Consider the following 16,923-nt stretch of genomic DNA (forward strand, 5'->3'; position numbering starts at 1 on the left):
AGGCCCAGAAAAGCCGCGCCACCCCGGCGCCACTTTCACGACGAAACCATGAATACGACGGATGCCAAGCGCGTCCTCGAAACCGCCCTGATCTGCACGCACCAGCCGCTGCAAGTGCGTGAGCTGCGCGTGCTGTTCGGTGACGAACTCGGGGCCGACACCATCAAGGACCTGCTGGGACAGCTGCAGGACGAGTGGGCGCAACGCGGCGTGGAGCTGGTGTGCGTGGCCACCGGATGGCGCTTCCAGAGCCGGCCGGAGATGCGCGAGTACCTGGACCGGCTGCACCCCGAGAAGCCGCCGCGTTACAGCCGTGCCGTGCTCGAAACCCTGGCCATCATTGCCTACCGCCAGCCCGTGACGCGCGGCGACATGGAAGACATCCGCGGCGTGACGATCAACACCCAGATCCTCAAGCAGCTCGAGGACCGTGGATGGGTCGAGGTGATCGGCCACCGCGAGGCGGCCGGCCGCCCCGCCCTGTACGCCACCACGCGGCAGTTCCTGGACGACCTGGGGCTGGCGTCGCTGGACCAGCTGCCGGAGCTGCAGAGTCCCGCCCAGCAAGGCGTCTTCGAGGCGCTGGCCGAGTCCGTGATGCCCCAGCCGGAACTGGCGATCGAAGACACCGCAGCCGACCCGGAAACGAGACCCGAAGCATGACCCACCCCGACGACGCCATCGCCCGCACGCCTTCCGACGATCTCCCCGAGGACGGCCGGCGGGAGGGCGCGGCGGACCACGACGAGGACGATGACGAGGCCGACTCCGACGTCGACGGCAACACGGCGCCGGGCCAGCGCATGCGACGCCGACCGGACCCCGAGGCGGAGGCGTCCGCGTTGCCGGCAGTGGCACCGCAGGAACGCTTCGAGGACATCGTCACCGGCCGCTTCGACGCCGAGGAAGAAGCGCCCGAAGCCGGCGCGGCCAAGCGCGTGCTGTCACCGCAACCGGAGACGCCCAAGCTGCACAAGGTGCTGGCCCAGGCCGGCCTGGGCTCGCGGCTGGAGATGGAACAGCTGATCACGCAAGGCCGCATCTCGGTCAACAACGAGCCGGCGCACATCGGCCAGCGCATCCAGTTCGGCGACCAGATCAAGATCAACGGCAAGCCGATCCGCGTGCGCATCGCGCCGCCGCCGCCGCGCGTGATCGCGTACCACAAGCCCGTCGGCGAGGTCGTGACGACCGACGACCCGCAGAACCGCCCCACGGTGTTTCGCAAGTTGCCGAAGCTGCAGCAGGGCAAGTGGCAATCGGTCGGCCGGCTGGACCTGAACACCGAAGGGCTGCTGCTGTTCACCAATTCGGGCGAACTGGCCAACAAGCTCATGCACCCCCGCTTCGGCCTGGAGCGCGAATACGCGGTGCGGGTCCTCGGCGCGCTGTCGAACGACGAGAAGCAGCGCCTGCTGGAGGGCGTGAACCTCGACGATGGCCGGGCCCAGTTCGGCTCCATCGACGACGGCGGCGGCGAAGGCTCCAACGTCTGGTACCGCGTGACGATCAACGAAGGCCGCAACCGCGAGGTGCGCCGCCTGTTCGAGTCGGTCGGCCATGCCGTCAGCCGCCTCATCCGCATCCGCTATGGCGCCATGGTGCTGCCGCGCGGCTTGAAGCGCGGCTCCTGGCTCGAGCTTGATGAACGCGACATCGGCGCGCTGGGCAGCGCCGTCGGCGCCCCCGGGCTGGGGCGGCCCCAGCCGCGCGAGCAGGGCCGCGACGAAGGCGGCCGGGGCGGCGGACGCAACAAGCGCCGGGGCGGCGCTCCGCGTGGCGACGGTCCGCGGCCGCAGGGCGGGCCGGTTCCGCGCCAGTACCAGGGCCAGGGCCAGGGGCAGCCAGGCCAGGGCCGGCGCAAGTCGGGCCCGGGCGGCGGCAACGCAGGCGGCGGTGGCGGCGGTGGCGCCAACCAACCCGACCCGATGAAGACGTCGCTGGGTTACATCGGCGCCGACAGCTTCAACCGGCAGCGTCGCGGTCCGGGCGGCATGCCCGGCGGTGGTGGCGGCGGCGGCGGTGGCAGGGGCGGTCCCCGCCGCGGCGGCGGCGGGGGTGGCGGCGGCGGCCGCGGCCGCGGCTGAAGCAGCCCTTCATCACGACCGGAACACCGCCGCCCGCTAGAATTGCGGGCTTTGCCGAACTTTTTGCTTCCGGCAAAACCCTAAAACATCAAGCTCAGGAAATCCCAGCATGGCCATCGAACGCACCCTCTCCATCATCAAGCCCGACGCCGTGGCGAAGAACGTGATCGGCCAGATCTATGCGCGCTTCGAAGCCGCCGGCCTGAAGGTCATCGCCGCCCGCATGGCGCACCTGTCGCGCCAGGAAGCCGAGCAGTTCTACGGCGTGCACAAGGAGCGTCCCTTCTTCAAGGACCTGGTGACGTTCATGATCTCCGGCCCGGTGATGATCCAGGTGCTGGAAGGCGAGGGCGCGATCCTGAAGAACCGCGACCTGATGGGCGCGACCGATCCCAAGAAGGCGGCTCCGGGCACCATCCGCGCCGACTTCGCCGACAGCATCGACGCCAATGCGGTGCACGGTTCCGACGCCGCCGAGACCGCGAAGAACGAAATCGCCTTCTTCTTCCCGGCGATGAGCATCTATTCCCGCTGAAGATGAAATGACGGCCAACCTGCTCGAATACGACCTCGAGGGTCTGGCCGCCTTCTGCGCCTCGCTGGGGGAAAAGCGGTTCCGCGCCACCCAGCTGTTCCGGTGGATCCACCAGAAGGGCGCCCGTGACTTCGGCCAGATGACCGACCTGGCCAAGTCGCTGCGCGACAAGCTCGAAGGCAGCGCCCGCATCGAGGGCCTGCCGGTGATCACCCAGCACGAATCCGCCGACGGCACCATCAAGTGGCTGTTCGACGTGGGCAACGGCGACGCCGTCGAATCGGTCTTCATACCCGAGGACGACAGGGGCACGTTGTGCATTTCCTCGCAGGCCGGCTGCGCGGTCGGCTGCCGCTTCTGCTCCACCGGCCACCAGGGCTTTTCCCGCAACCTGAGCGCCGGCGAGATCGTCGCGCAGCTCTGGTTCGCCGAGCACTTCCTGCGCGCCCACCTGAAGACCGGCGGGCAGCGGGTCATCTCCAACGTGGTGATGATGGGCATGGGCGAGCCGCTGCAGAATTACGCGGCGCTGGTGCCCGCGCTGCGCGTCATGCTCGACGACCACGCCTACGGCCTGTCGCGCCGGCGCGTGACCGTGTCGACCTCCGGGGTGGTGCCGATGATCGACCGCCTGGGGGAAGACTGCCCGGTGGCGATGGCGGTGTCGCTGCACGCGCCGAATGACGAACTGCGCGACAAGCTCGTGCCGCTCAACAAGAAGTATCCGCTCGCCGAACTGCTGGATGCCTGCCAGCGCTACCTGCAGCACGCACCGCGCGACTTCATCACCTTCGAGTACTGCATGCTCGATGGCGTGAACGACCAGCCCGAGCACGCGGAGCAGCTCGCGCGGCTGGTGCAGTCGCACGGCGGGCAGGGCATCTCCTGCAAGTTCAACCTGATCCCCTTCAACCCGTTTCCCGCGTCCGGGCTGGTGCGTTCGCCGCAACAGCGCGTGCAGGCTTTCGCGAAAATCCTGAACGATGCTGGTATCGTCACCACCGTGCGCAAGACGCGCGGCGACGACATCGACGCTGCCTGCGGGCAGCTGGCCGGTGACGTCCAGGACCGTACCCGCGTGGACCGCCGCATCGCACAGCAACGCACTGTGATGCTCAAGCCAGTGCCGATGGAGACGCAGAAGGAGGCGAGGGAAACATGACCAATGCCATGGCGGCGCAATGCCGTTGGAGGGCCAGCCTGCTGGCTGCCGCGGCGGCCGGCTCGGTGGCGATGGCGCTGCTGGCGGGCTGCGCGGCGCCGCAGCAACCACAGAGTCAGCAAACCGGGGTGGAGGTCGTGACGCCCTCGGACGAACCCGACAACCGCCGCCGCGCGCGCATCCGCATGGAGCTCGCTTCCGGCTACTTCAGCGAAGGCAAGACGGAGATCGCGCTCGACGAGATCAAGCAGGTCGTGGCGATCGACCCGACGCTGCCCGATGCCTACAACCTGCGCGGCCTGGTCTACATGCGCCTGGGCGACAACCGGCTGGCGGAGGAGAATTTCCGCCGGGCGCTGGCGCTGAACCCGCGCGACGCCGACGTCCACCACAACTACGGCTGGATGCTGTGCCAGTCCAACCGGCACGTCGAGGCGCAGCGCTCCTTCGACACGGCGCTGTCCAACCCGCTGTACCCGGGCCGCTCCAAGACGCTGATGGCGCAGGGCCTGTGCCAGGCCCGGGCCGGCAATCGCGCCGAAGCCGAGCGCAGCCTGGCGCGTTCCTACGAGCTGGACGCCGGCAACCCGATCACCGGCTACAACCTGGCCCAGCTGCTGTACCAGCGCCGCGAATACGAGCGCGCCCAGTTCTACATCCGGCGGCTGAACAACACCGACCTGGCCAACGCGGAGTCGCTGTGGCTGGGCATCAAGGTGGAGCAGCGGATGAACGACATGGCGGCCCTGAACCAGCTGAGCGAGCAGTTGCGCAAGCGCTACCCGCAGTCGCGCGAGCGGGCGTCGCTCGAGCGGAGGGCGTTCGATGAGTGAAGCCGGGGCGGCGACCGATACGGTGACGGCGGGAACGCTGCTGCGCGAGGCGCGCGAGGCCGCGGGCCTGCACCTGGCCACCCTCGCGGCCAACCTGAAGGTGCCCGCGCGCAAGCTCGAGGCCCTGGAAGAGGACCGCTACGACCTGCTGCCCGACGCCGTGTTCGTCCGGGCGCTGGCGTCCAGCGTGTGCCGCACGCTCAAGGTCGATCCCCAGCCGGTGCTGCAGCGCCTGCCGCAGACGGCGCAGCCCCGCCTGGTGCAGGACCGCGAAGGCATCAACGCGCCGTTCCGCGCGCCGGGGGACGGGCCCAATCCGGGTGTGCTCGACCAGCTCCAGCGGCCGGTGGTGCTCGCCGTCATCGCCTTGCTGCTTGGCGCCGTGGTGCTGATCTTCCTGCCGATCGCGCGCGAGGAGGGCGGCACGGCCAGCCCGTCGGCCAGCACGGATCCGGTGATGCCTCCGGCGGGCGCTGCGGCACCGGCCGAACCCCAGGTCACCAATTCCCTCAGCGCGCCGGCTCCCGCCAGCCCCGCCGCGTTGCCGGCATCGGCTTCCGCCGCGGCACCGGCGACTGCAGCGTCGCTTGCGCCTGCGCCGGGCGCCGCCCGGACCTCCGTCACCGCCGCTGCGCAGGGTCCCGCGGCGCCCGCGAGTGCCGCTGCCGTCGTCACCGGCCCTGCGGCCGGCGTGCCTGTCGCCGACGGCATCATCGTCTTCCGCACCCGTGGCGACTCCTGGGTGCACGTGACCGATGCCGGCGGCGCCACCGTGCTGCGCAAGCTGATGACCGCGGGCGACAGCGCCGCCGCCACCGGCAAGCTGCCGCTGTCGGTGACGGTGGGCGACGCCAAGCAGACGGAGGTGCAGGTGCGCGGCAAGCCGTACGACCTGGCGCCCCTGGCGCGGGACAACGTCGCCCGCTTCGAGGTGAAGTAGGCCTTCCATGCTGGATCCCTGTCTCCCCGTGGCACCGGCCGCCCCCGCGGCGCGCCGTTCCTGCCAGGCCCGCGTCGCCTGGGGGACGAACGTGGTCACGGTGGGCGGCGCCGCGCCGGTGCGCGTGCAGTCCATGACCAACACGGACACGGTCGACGCCATCGGCACTGCCATCCAGGTCAAGGAACTGGCGCTGGCCGGCTCCGAGCTGGTGCGCATCACGGTCAACACGCCGGAGGCGGCCGCGCAGGTGCCCTACATCCGCGAGCAGCTCGATCGCATGGGCATCGCCGTGCCGCTCATTGGCGACTTCCACTACAACGGCCACCGGCTCCTCACGGATTACCCGGCGTGCGCCGAGGCCTTGTCCAAGTACCGCATCAACCCGGGCAACGTGGGCAAGGGCGACAAGAAGGACCGCCAGTTCGCGCAGATGATCGAGGCCGCCCTGAAGTGGGACAAGCCGGTGCGCATCGGCGTCAACTGGGGCAGCCTGGACCAGGAGTTGCTGGCGCAGTTGATGGACGAGAACGCCGCGCGCGCCGCCCCCTGGGAGGCCCGGCAGGTGATGTACGAGGCGCTGATCACCTCCGCCATCGGGTCCGCGAAGCTGGCCGAGGAACTCGGCATGCGGCACGAACAGGTCCTGCTGTCCTGCAAGGTCAGCGGCGTGCAGGACCTCGTGGCGGTGTACCGCGAACTCGCGCGCCGCTGCGACTACCCGCTGCACCTGGGCCTGACCGAAGCCGGCATGGGCACCAAGGGCACGGTTGCATCGTCCGTGGCCCTGGGCCTGCTGCTGCAGGAGGGCATCGGCGACACCATCCGCGTGTCGCTGACGCCGCAGCCGGGCGAGTCGCGCACGCAGGAGGTGGTCATCGCCGCCGAGATCCTGCAGGCGCTGGGCTTGCGCAGCTTCGTGCCGAGCGTGACCGCCTGCCCCGGCTGCGGCCGCACCACCAGCACCACCTTCCAGGTGCTGGCCAAGCAGATCGACGACTACCTGCGCGCGCAGATGCCCGTGTGGCGCGCCAAATATCCCGGGGTCGAGAAGATGAAGGTGGCCGTCATGGGCTGCATCGTCAACGGCCCCGGCGAAAGCAAGCACGCCGACATCGGCATCAGCCTGCCGGGCACGGGCGAAGCGCCGGCCGCGCCCGTCTTCATCGACGGCCAGAAGGCGCTGACGCTGCGCGGCGAGAACATCGCCGCCGAATTCCACCAGATCGTCGAGAACTACATCGAGAAGCGGTTCGGCCACGTCGCCGAGACCGCCTGAGACATGACCACTGAGACCAGCCCCGCCGCGCGGAAGGCGGAAAAGCTCGTTGCCGTCAAGGGCATGAACGACATCCTGCCGGCCTCCGTGCCGCGCACGGACAAGCTGCCGGACTCGGGGCTGTGGCAATGGTTCGAGTCGACGGTGCGGACGGTGCTGGGCCGCTACGGCTACCAGTACCTGCTGACGCCCATCGTCGAGCCCACCGCGCTGTTCGTGCGCGGCCTGGGCGAAGTGACCGACATCGTCGAGAAGGAGATGTATTCCTTCACCGACGCCATGAACGGCGACAAGCTCACGCTGCGCCCCGAGGCCACCGCCGGCATCGTGCGCGCGATGATCGAGCACAACGCGCTGTACAACGGCCCGCTGCGGCTGTGGACCATCGGCGCGATGTTCCGCCACGAGCGGCCGCAGAAGGGCCGCTACCGCCAGTTCCACCAGCTGGACGTGGAGGCGCTGGGCTTCGCCGGCCCGGACGTCGACGCCGAGATGATCCTCGTGGCGCGCGCGCTGTGGCGCGAGCTGGGGCTGGTCGAGGGCCGCGACGTGCGGCTGGAGATCAACAGCCTCGGCCAGCCGGACGAGCGCCGCGCCCACCGCGAGGCGCTGGTGCGTTACTTCGAGCAGCATGCAGGCTTGCTCGACGAGGACTCCAGGCGCCGCCTGCAAAGCAATCCGCTGCGGATCCTGGACAGCAAGAACCCGGCGATGCAGGCGATGGTGGAGGCCGCGCCCAAGCTGATCGATTTCCTCGGCGAGGCATCGCTCGCGCACTTCGACGCGGTGCGCGCGGTGCTGGATGCCGTGGGCCTGGCCTACCGGGTCAATCCGCGGCTGGTGCGCGGCATGGATTACTACAACCTGACGGTGTTCGAGTGGGTGACCGACCAGCTCGGCGCGCAAGGCACGGTCTGCGGCGGGGGCCGCTACGACGGGCTGATCGAGCAATTGGGCGGCAAGCCGTCGCCCGCCGTCGGCTTCGGCCTGGGCATCGAGCGGCTGCTGCTGCTGCTGCAGGAGCTGAAGGTCCCGGTGCCGCCGGCGGGGCCCAGCGCCTACGCCGTCGTACCGCCGGGAGCGCCGCTGCCGCAGGTGGTGGCCACCCTGGAAGCCCTGCGCGCCGCGGGCGTCGGCGTGCAGCAGCATGCCGGCGGCAGCGACGGCCCCGGCAGCATGAAGTCCCAGTTCAAGCGCGCGGACGCCAGCGGCGCGCGCTTCGCGCTGGTGTTCGGCGCGGACGAGCTGGCGCAGGGCATGGTGACCGTCAAGGCGCTGCGCGACGGCGCCGGCGCCCAGCAACTGCGGCCGCTCGATGACATCGCCTCGTGGGCTTCGGCCCTGACCTAACTACAATCGCCCGCAAACCGGGCAGCACATGGCAAGACAACTCGACCTCGAAGAACAGGAGCAGCTTGACGACCTCAAGCACTTCTGGAACCAGTACGGCAACCTGATCAGCTGGTTCCTGATCGCCGTATTCGGCTCGTTCGCCGCATGGAACGGCTGGCAATACTGGGAGCGTCGCCAGGCGGTGCAGGCGTCGGCGCTGTACGACGAAGTGGAGCGCGCCGCCGTCGGCGGCGACACGGCGCGCGTCGAGCAGGCGCTCAAGGACATGCAGGACAGGTTCGGCCGCACCAGCTACGCCCAGCAGGCGGCGCTGCTGGCGGCACGCACCCTGGCGGAAAAGGGCAAGCCCGATGCCGCCCGCGCCGCCCTCCAGTGGGTGGCCGAGGATGCCGCGGACGAGGGCTACCAGGCCATCGCCCGCCTGCGGCTGGCAGCGATGCTCGTGGAGACCAAGGCCTACGACGAGGCACTGAAGCAGCTCGCCGCCGGCATGCCCAAGCAGTTCGAGGCGCTCGCCGCCGACCGCCGCGGCGACATCTACAACCTGCAGAACAAGAAGAACGAGGCGAAGGCGGAGTACACGAAGGCCTGGCGCGGCTTCGCCGCCGACACCGACTACCGCAACCTGGTGGAAGTGAAGCTGACCGCGCTGGGCGTGGACGCGAAGTCGCTCAAGGCTGCCGACACAGCGGCCAAGCCATGATGGGCACCCGCGTGCTCCCGCTGCTGGCCGCGGCCGCCGTGCTCGCCGGCTGCTCCGTGCTGCCGTCCTGGGTGCCTTTCACGGGCCCCGAAAAGCCGAAGCCGGCCGAACTCAGGCCGAATCCCAACCTCATCGGGGTGCGAGAGGCCTGGAAGGCAAGCATCGGCAAGATCGATTTCCCGCTGGTGGTCGCCGTCCATGGCAACACCGCGATGGTCGCCGACAGCGGCGGCGCCGTGATCGCGCTGGACGCCGACACCGGACGCGAACTGTGGCGCGCCAGTGCCGGCGCGCCGCTGGCCGCGGGCGTGGGCAGCGACGGCACCACGGCCGCCGTGGTCACGCGCAACAACGAACTGGTCGCGCTGTCGGCCGGCAAGGAACTGTGGCGCCAGAAGCTCAATGCGCTGTCGTACACGCCGCCGCTGGTGGCGGGCGCCCGCGTCTTCGTGCTGGGCGGCGACCGCACCATCAGCGCCTTCGACGGCGCCACGGGCCGCCGCCTGTGGACGCAGCAGCGCCAGGGCGAGCCGCTGGTGCTGCGCGAACCCGGCGTGCTGCTCGCGGTGCGCGACACGCTGGTGGTCGGGCAGGGCGGGCGCCTGTCGGGGCTGAACCCGCTGAACGGGACGGCCCGCTGGGATGCCCCGATCGCCACGGCCCGCGGCATCAACGACGTCGAGCGCCTGGTGGACCTGGTGGGCCGCGTCAGCCGGGTGGACGACTCCATTTGCGCCCGGGCCTTCCAGGCCGCCGTCGGGTGCGTGGACGCCGCGGCCGGCCGTGCCGTGTGGACGCAGCGGGCGAGCGGCTCCGCGGGCATCCACGGCGACGCCGCCGCCATCTACGGCACCGAGAGCACGGGCATCGTGGTCGGCTGGCGCCGCGACAACGGCCAGCGCACCTGGACCAACGACACGCTGCTGCATCGCGGCGTCGGGACGCCGCTGGCGCTCGGGCGTTCGGTCGTCGTCGGCGACAGCTTCGGATTCGTCCACCTGCTGTCGCGGGAAGACGGCACGCTGCTGAACCGCCTGGCCACGGACGGGTCGGGCATGGCCGCCGCGCCCACCGCCGCCGGCAACACGCTGGTCGTGGTCACGCGCAATGGCGGCGTCTACGGCTTCGCGCCGCAGTAAGACGGAACGAGGCAAAGCATGAAGCCGGTGATGGCCCTGGTGGGCCGCCCCAACGTCGGCAAGTCGACGCTCTTCAACCGGCTGACGAAGTCACGCGACGCCATCGTGGCGGACTACGCGGGCCTGACGCGCGACCGCCACTACGGCAACGCGCACCACGGCCGCTACGAGTTCATCGTCATCGACACCGGCGGCTTCGAGCCGAAGGCGGAGGAGGGCATCTACAAGGAGATGGCCAAGCAGACGCAGCAGGCCGTGGCCGAGGCCGACGTCGTGGTGTTCGTCGTCGATGCCCGTGCCGGCGTGTCCGGGCAGGACCACGACATCGCCAACTACCTGCGCAAGCTCGGCAAGCCGACCCTGGTGGTCGCCAACAAGGCCGAAGGCATGCTGGAAGGCGTGCAGCTGGCGGAGTTCTACGAGCTCGGGCTCGGCGAGGTCCACGCCGTCTCGGCGGCGCACGGGCAGGGCATCCGCAGCATGGTGGATGCCGCGTTCGAGCCGCTCGACCTGCCGGAAGACGAGGAGTCCACGGAGCAGCAGCAAAGCGGCATCATCAAGCTGGCGGTCGCCGGCCGCCCCAACGTGGGGAAATCGACGCTCATCAATGCCTGGCTCGGCGAGGAGCGGCTGGTGGCCTTCGACCTCCCCGGCACCACGCGCGACGCCATCTCCGTGCCCTTCGAGCGCAACGGACAGAAGTTCGAACTGATCGATACCGCCGGCCTGCGCCGCAAGGGGAAGGTGTTCGAAGCCATCGAGAAGTTCTCGGTGGTCAAGACGCTGCAGGCGATCGAGTCCGCCAACGTCGTCTTGCTGCTGCTCGACGCGGAGCAGGGCGTGACCGACCAGGACGCCCACATCGCCGGCTACATCCTGGAGTCGGGGCGCGCGGTGGCGCTGGCCGTCAACAAGTGGGACGCCATCGACGACTACAACCGCGAACTGGTGCGGCGGCAGATCGAGCAGCGCCTGCCGTTCCTGAAATTCGCCGAAATGCATTTCATCTCGGCGAAGAAGCGGCAGGGCCTCGGTCCGGTGTGGGCTTCCATCGCCCAGGCCCACAAGGCCGCCATGACCAAGATGACCACGCCGGTGCTCACCCGGCTGCTGGCGGAGGCGGTGCAGTTCCAGTCGCCCAAGCGGGCGGGCATGTTCCGCCCCAAGCTGCGCTACGCGCACCAGGGCGGCATGAACCCGCCGGTCATCGTGGTGCATGGCAACTCGCTGGAGCACGTGACGGACGCTTACAAGCGCTTCCTGGAAGGGCGCTTCCGCAAGGAGTTCAACCTCGTCGGGACGCCCTTGCGCATCGAGCTGCGCACCTCCAAGAATCCGTACGCCGACAAGGAATAGGCGCATCCGGCGGAAACACCGCCTGGCGGTCTTGTTTTCCGCTCGGACGGCTGCAACTGGAGCGTTCCCGGCATCCTGCTTGCTGTGGTAATGTGCAAGTTCCAACAACGCCGGAACACGGAGAATATCGTGAGCAATAAAGGGCAGCTGCTGCAAGACCCCTTCCTGAACACGCTGCGGCGCGAGCACGTGCCGGTGTCCATCTACCTCGTCAATGGCATCAAGCTGCAAGGGCAGATCGAGTCCTTCGACCAGTACGTCGTGCTGCTGCGCAATACCGTGACGCAGATGGTCTACAAGCATGCGATTTCCACCATCGTTCCGGGTCGCGCCGTGAACTTCTCGGCCGCCGAACCCGGCGAAGCCCCCGCCGCCTGAACCGGCCGCCCCGACCGTCCCGCTGCGCGGGGCGCATCCTCTTTCCCTCCTGGTTGCCGGATTGACCGCATCGCCTGAACGCCCGGCCGCCGCCACCATCCTGGTGGGGGTGGACCTCGGATTTCCCCACTTCGACGCCGAACTCGAGGAGCTGGGCCAGCTGGCCCAGACCGCGGGCATGGACCCCGTCGCCCGCGTCGCCTGCAAGCGCAAGGCGCCCGATGCCGCGCTGTTCGTCGGCAAGGGCAAGGCCGACGAGATCAAGGCGCTGGCCGAGGAAACCGGCGCCAGCGAGATCCTGTTCGACCAGTCGCTCAGCCCCGCGCAGCAGCGCAACCTGGAAAAGCACATGGACATGCCGGTCAACGACCGGACCATGCTGATCCTGGAGATCTTCGCCCAGCGCGCGCGCAGCCACGAGGGCAAGCTGCAGGTGGAACTGGCGCGCCTGCGCTACCTGAGCACGCGGCTGGTGCGGCGCTGGTCGCACCTGGAGCGGCAGACCGGCGGCGCCGGCGTGCGCGGCGGCCCGGGCGAAAAGCAGATCGAGCTGGACCGCCGGATGATCGACGACTCGATCAAGCGCACCCGCGAGCGGCTCGTGAAGGTCAAGCGCCAGCGGGCCACCCAGCGGCGGCAGCGCGAGCGCCGCGACACGTTCGCCATCTCCATCGTCGGCTACACCAACGCGGGCAAGTCCACCCTGTTCAACGCGCTGGTGAAGGCGCGCGCGTATGCCGCCGACCAGCTGTTCGCCACGCTCGACACCACCACCCGCCAGTTGTTCCTGCAGGATGCGGACGGCGCCGGCACCGGCGGCCGGTCGGTATCGCTGTCGGACACGGTCGGCTTCATCCGCGACCTGCCGCACGGCCTGATCGACGCTTTCCAGGCCACGCTGCAGGAAGCCGCCGATGCCGACCTGCTGCTGCACGTGGTGGACGCCTCCAACCCGCACCATCCGGAACAGATCGATGAAGTGCAGCGCGTGCTGCACGAGATCGGCGCCGGCGACGTGCCGCAGCTGCTGGTGTTCAACAAGATCGACGCACTTGCGCCGGAGCAGCAGCCGCGCAACCTGGTGGACCGCTTCGAGGTGGAGGGCACGCAGTCCCCGCGGGTGTTCGCCAGCAGCAAGTCGGGCACGGGCCTGCCGGAACTGCGGCGCGAACTGGTGCGCATCGTCGCCGCGGCCCGGCCCCCGGCGGAGCCGGCCGAACCCGCCCCCCTAACCCCCACCTCATCCTGACCACCGGCCGATTGGGCACAATGCGGCAGCCGACTACCGAGAGAGACCCGAACGCATGAACCTTTTTTCCCGCAGCCTGGCCGTCGCCGCCGGCCGCATCCGGGGCATGTTCAACCTGAACGACCCGCGCTGGGGCCGTGGCGACGACAAGAACGAAAGCCAGCGCCCCGACGGCAAGGACAAGGGCCCGAAGCAGGGCCCGCCCGACCTGGACGAGCTGTGGCGTGACTTCAACCGCAAGCTCGGCGGGCTGTTCGGCGGCCGTCGCGGCGGCGGCGGCTTCGGCGGCGGAGGCAACGGCAATTTCCAGCCCGACATGAAGAGCGCCGGCGTCGGCGCCGGCCTCATCGCGGTGGTGGTGGTGGTGATCTGGATGGGCACCGGCATCTTCATCGTGCAGGAAGGCCAGCAGGCTGTCATCACCCGCTTCGGGCGCTACAACTCCACCGTCGGCGCCGGCTTCAACTGGCGGCTGCCGTACCCGATCGAGCGCCATGAAGTGGTGAACGTCACGCAGATCCGCTCGGTCGATGTCGGCCGCGACGCCGTCATCCGGGCCACCGGCCTCAAGGAGTCGGCGATGCTGACCGAGGACGAGAACATCGTCGAGATCAAGATGAGCGTCCAGTACCGGCTGAACGACGCCCGCGCGTGGCTGTTCGAAAGCAAGAACCCGCAGGAAGCCGTGGTGCAGGCCGCCGAAACGGCGGTGCGCGAGGTCGTGGGCAAGATGCGCATGGACACCGCCCTGGCCGAGGAGCGCGACCAGATCGGCCCGCGCGTACGGGTGCTGATGCAGACCATCCTGGACCGATACAAGATCGGCGCCGAGGTCGTGGGCATCAACCTGCAGCAAGGCGGCGTGCGTCCGCCCGAGCAGGTGCAGGCCGCCTTCGACGACGTGCTGCGCGCCGCGCAGGAGCGCGAGCGGGCCAAGAACGAGGCCCAGGCGTATGCCAACGACGTGGTGCCGCGCGCCACCGGCGCGGCGTCGCGGCTGGCGCAGGAGGCCGAGGGCTACAAGGCCCGCATCGTCGCGCAGGCCCAGGGCGATGCGCAGCGCTTCAAGCTGCTGCTGGCGGAATACCAGCGCGCGCCGCAGGTGACGCGCGACCGCCTGTACATCGAGTCCATGCAGCAGATCTACGGCAACGTGACCAAGGTCCTGGTCGAATCGCGCCAGGGCGGCAACATGCTGTTCCTGCCGCTCGACCGCATCATGCAGCAGGCGGCCCAGGCCGGCCCCGCCTCGCCCGCCGAACCCGCCGCGCCCGCCGTGGTGCCGGTGCCGGTGCCCCCATCCGCCGCGGACGCGCGCACCCGCGACACCGGCCGCAACCGCGACCGCGAAGGAAGATAAGTGACCCCCCAAGCTCCTCACTTCGTGAATCCGCGGCCCCCCAGGGGGGCGCCCAGCCTCCTTGAGGCGGCTCGGCGGAGGCTGCCATGAACCGCATCGGTTTCATCATCACGTCGCTGCTGGTCCTGCTGGCCCTGCTCAGCTCCATGCTCTTCGTCGTCGACCAGCGCCAGTTCGGCGTGGTGTACGCGCTCGGGCAGGTCAAGGAGGTCATCAGCGAACCCGGCCTGAAGTTCAAGCTGCCGCCCCCGCTGCAGAACGTGAGCTACATCGACAAGCGCCTGCTGACCCTGGACAGCGCGGACACGGAACCCATGCTCACCGCGGAGAAGCAGCGCGTGGTCATCGACTGGTTCGTGCGCTGGCGCATCACCGACCCGCTGGCCTACATCCGCAACGTGGGCCTCGACGAGGCCGCGGGCAACAACCAGCTCAATCGCGTGGTGCGCAACGCGCTGCAGGAAGAGGTGAACCGCTTCACCGTGCGCGAGCTGCTGTCGTCCCGGCGCGAGCAGCTGATGCAGGACGTGCGGCGCGAGGTGATCGAGGTGGTCAAGGGGGGTTCCAAGCCCTGGGGCATCGACGTCATCGACGTGCGCATCACGCGCGCCGACTACGTGGATGCGATCACCGAGTCGGTGTACCGCCGCATGGAGGCCGAGCGCAAGCGGGTGGCCAACGAGCTGCGCTCCACCGGCGCGGCCGAGGGCGAGAAGATCCGCGCCGACGCCGACCGGCAGCGCGAGGTCGCCATCGCCAACGCCTACCGCGACGCCCAGAAGGTCAAGGGCGAGGGCGATGCGCAGGCCGCGTCCCTGTACGGCGAGGCCTTTGGCCGCGATCCGCAGTTCGCCCAGTTCTATCGCAGCCTCGAGGCGTACAAGACCAGCTTCAGCAAGAAGAGCGACGTGCTGGTGATCGACCCGAACGGCACCGAGTTCTTCCGGGCGTTCCGCAGCGGCGGCAGCGGAAGCGGCGGCGCGGCGGCACCGGCCCAGGCTCCGCGCCGGTAGCGCGCGTGGACTGGAATGTTCTCTGGTCCGCGTGCGCCCTGGTGCTCGTGCTGGAAGGGCTGTTCCCCTTCCTGTCGCCGCAGGGCTGGCGCCAGACCTTCCTGAAGCTGCTGCAGTTGCGCGACGGGCAACTGCGCTTCTTCGGGCTCACCAGCATCCTGCTGGGCGTGATCACGCTCTGGTTCGTTAGCTAGGCGAGACGCCCAGCGAAAAGGAACGCAGAGGACTGCGCACTTCCGCGTCCTCTGCATTCATCTGCACGGACAGTCCCGGTGGATGAGCTTGCCCGGCAACGCAATTCAGCCCCGGTACAATCACCGTTTTAACAGCCTCCCGTTCCTCCATGTCCGCCTGGCTCCTGCCGGATCACATCGCCGATGTGTTGCCTTCCGAGGCCCGGCACATCGAAGAACTGCGCCGCGAACTGCTGGACACCGCGCGTGGTTACGGCTACGAGCTGGTGATGCCGCCCCTGCTGGAACACCTGGAGTCGCTGCTCACGGGGACGGGCGAGGCGCTGGGGCTGCAGACCTTCAAGCTGGTCGACCAGCTCTCCGGCCGCATGCTGGGCATCCGCGCGGACACCACGCCGCAGGTCGCCCGCATCGACGCCCACCTGCTCAATCGCCAGGGCGTCACCCGCCTGTGCTACTGCGGGCCCGTGCTCCACACCCGCCCGGATCGCCCGCACGCCACCCGCGAGCCGGTGCAGTTCGGCGCGGAGATCTACGGCCACGCCGGCCTCGAAGCCGACCTCGAAACCTTGCTGCTGGCGCTGGACTGCCTGAAGGCCACCAAGGTCGGCCCGCTGACGGTGGACATGGCCGACGCGCGCATCGTGCGTTCGTTGCTGTCCGGCGTGGATGCCGATGCCTCGCGGCTCGCGCAGGTGCACGCGGCGCTCGCCACGAAGGACGCCACCGGCCTGGCGACGCTGACGAAGGACTTTCCCGCCGCGTCGCGCGACGGCCTGCAGGCCCTGATCGGGCTGTACGGAGGCGACAAGGTGCTCGACGAGGCGGCCCGCGTGCTGCCGAAGTCCAAGCTCACGCAGCAGGCGCTGGACAGCTTGCGCTGGCTCGCCGCGCATGTCGAAGGCGCGTCCATCCGCTTCGACCTGGCCGACCTGCGGGGCTATGCCTACTACAGCGGCATGCGCTTCGGCATCTACACGCCCGGCGCAAGCGACGCGCTGGTGCGCGGCGGACGCTACGACGAGGTCGGCGCCGTGTTCGGCCGCAACCGGCCCGCCGTCGGCTTCAGCCTGGACGTCAAGGAACTGGTGGGCGTGGCGGCCACCCGCTCGCTGAAGGCGGCGATCCGCGCGCCGTGGCTCGACACGGGCAAGGACGCCGTCGCCCTGCGTGCCGCCATCGCCGCGTTGCGCGGCGACGGCGAGACCGTGGTGTGCGTGCTGCCGGGCCACGAAAGCGAAGTGGACGAGTTCCACTGCGACCGCGAACTGGCGCGCGACGCCGGCGGCCGCTGGGCCGTGCGCCCCCTCTGAACCTCCCGAATCATTTTTTCTGCGAAGAG

17 protein-coding genes are annotated in these 16,923 nt (G+C 69.6%); all 17 read left to right on the top strand.

Annotation, left to right across the window (positions count from 1 at the left end; genetic code table 11):
• Positions 1-48: 48 nt before the first annotated feature.
• Entirely contained in the window at positions 49-663 is a 615-nt protein-coding gene (gene scpB, locus WG902_RS02040) for an SMC-Scp complex subunit ScpB (RefSeq protein WP_340058227.1), read from the top strand.
• A complete protein-coding gene (locus WG902_RS02045; protein WP_340058228.1) occupies positions 660-2,087 on the top strand; it encodes a pseudouridine synthase in 1,428 nt (475 codons plus the stop codon). The genes scpB and WG902_RS02045 overlap by 4 nt, the downstream gene beginning before the upstream one ends.
• Before the next feature lie 109 nt (positions 2,088-2,196).
• Positions 2,197-2,622, top strand: a complete 426-nt coding sequence (gene ndk, locus WG902_RS02050; RefSeq protein ID WP_340058229.1) for a nucleoside-diphosphate kinase — start codon at positions 2,197-2,199, stop codon at positions 2,620-2,622.
• A gap of 7 nt (positions 2,623-2,629) precedes the next feature.
• Positions 2,630-3,784: a 23S rRNA (adenine(2503)-C(2))-methyltransferase RlmN gene (rlmN, locus tag WG902_RS02055; protein ID WP_340058230.1), complete on the top strand. Its 1,155-nt coding sequence runs from the start codon at positions 2,630-2,632 to the stop codon at positions 3,782-3,784.
• Positions 3,781-4,617 (top strand): type IV pilus biogenesis/stability protein PilW, encoded by an 837-nt coding sequence (gene pilW, locus WG902_RS02060; protein ID WP_340058231.1) that lies wholly within the window; start codon positions 3,781-3,783, stop codon positions 4,615-4,617. Before rlmN ends, pilW begins: the two co-directional genes overlap by 4 nt.
• Positions 4,610-5,557, top strand: a complete 948-nt coding sequence (locus WG902_RS02065; RefSeq protein ID WP_340058232.1) for a helix-turn-helix domain-containing protein — start codon at positions 4,610-4,612, stop codon at positions 5,555-5,557. Before pilW ends, WG902_RS02065 begins: the two co-directional genes overlap by 8 nt.
• A gap of 7 nt (positions 5,558-5,564) precedes the next feature.
• The gene (ispG, locus tag WG902_RS02070; protein ID WP_340058233.1) at positions 5,565-6,836 is read left to right on the top strand and encodes a flavodoxin-dependent (E)-4-hydroxy-3-methylbut-2-enyl-diphosphate synthase; all 1,272 of its coding nucleotides are present in this window, start codon (positions 5,565-5,567) and stop codon (positions 6,834-6,836) included.
• Between the two features lie 3 nt (positions 6,837-6,839).
• A complete protein-coding gene (gene hisS, locus WG902_RS02075) occupies positions 6,840-8,186 on the top strand; it encodes a histidine--tRNA ligase (RefSeq protein ID WP_340058234.1) in 1,347 nt (448 codons plus the stop codon).
• Positions 8,187-8,214: 28 nt separating this feature from the next.
• Positions 8,215-8,892, top strand: a complete 678-nt coding sequence (locus WG902_RS02080) for a YfgM family protein (protein WP_340058235.1) — start codon at positions 8,215-8,217, stop codon at positions 8,890-8,892.
• Positions 8,889-10,031, top strand: a complete 1,143-nt coding sequence (bamB, locus tag WG902_RS02085; RefSeq protein ID WP_340058236.1) for an outer membrane protein assembly factor BamB — start codon at positions 8,889-8,891, stop codon at positions 10,029-10,031. The genes WG902_RS02080 and bamB overlap by 4 nt, the downstream gene beginning before the upstream one ends.
• A gap of 18 nt (positions 10,032-10,049) precedes the next feature.
• On the top strand, positions 10,050-11,387 hold the full coding sequence (der, locus tag WG902_RS02090; protein WP_340058237.1) for a ribosome biogenesis GTPase Der: 1,338 nt from the start codon (positions 10,050-10,052) through the stop codon (positions 11,385-11,387).
• Between the two features lie 129 nt (positions 11,388-11,516).
• Complete coding sequence (gene hfq, locus WG902_RS02095; RefSeq protein ID WP_340058238.1) at positions 11,517-11,765, top strand: RNA chaperone Hfq; 249 nt, start codon at positions 11,517-11,519, stop codon at positions 11,763-11,765.
• A gap of 103 nt (positions 11,766-11,868) precedes the next feature.
• Entirely contained in the window at positions 11,869-13,014 is a 1,146-nt protein-coding gene (gene hflX, locus WG902_RS02100; protein ID WP_340059418.1) for a GTPase HflX, read from the top strand.
• 55 nt (positions 13,015-13,069) lie between these two features.
• A complete protein-coding gene (hflK, locus tag WG902_RS02105; protein ID WP_340058239.1) occupies positions 13,070-14,374 on the top strand; it encodes an FtsH protease activity modulator HflK in 1,305 nt (434 codons plus the stop codon).
• Between the two features lie 86 nt (positions 14,375-14,460).
• Positions 14,461-15,387 carry a protease modulator HflC gene (hflC, locus tag WG902_RS02110; protein WP_340058240.1) on the top strand — a complete coding sequence of 309 codons (927 nt, stop codon included), beginning with the start codon at positions 14,461-14,463 and terminating at the stop codon, positions 15,385-15,387.
• A 5-nt stretch (positions 15,388-15,392) separates the two neighbouring features.
• On the top strand, positions 15,393-15,581 hold the full coding sequence (locus WG902_RS02115) for a DUF2065 domain-containing protein (RefSeq protein ID WP_340058241.1): 189 nt from the start codon (positions 15,393-15,395) through the stop codon (positions 15,579-15,581).
• Positions 15,582-15,730: 149 nt separating this feature from the next.
• A complete protein-coding gene (locus tag WG902_RS02120) occupies positions 15,731-16,894 on the top strand; it encodes an ATP phosphoribosyltransferase regulatory subunit (protein WP_340058242.1) in 1,164 nt (387 codons plus the stop codon).
• The last annotated feature ends 29 nt before the right edge of the window (positions 16,895-16,923 follow it).

Source organism: Ramlibacter sp. PS3R-8 (assembly GCF_037572435.1).
Classification (GTDB): domain Bacteria; phylum Pseudomonadota; class Gammaproteobacteria; order Burkholderiales; family Burkholderiaceae_C; genus Ramlibacter.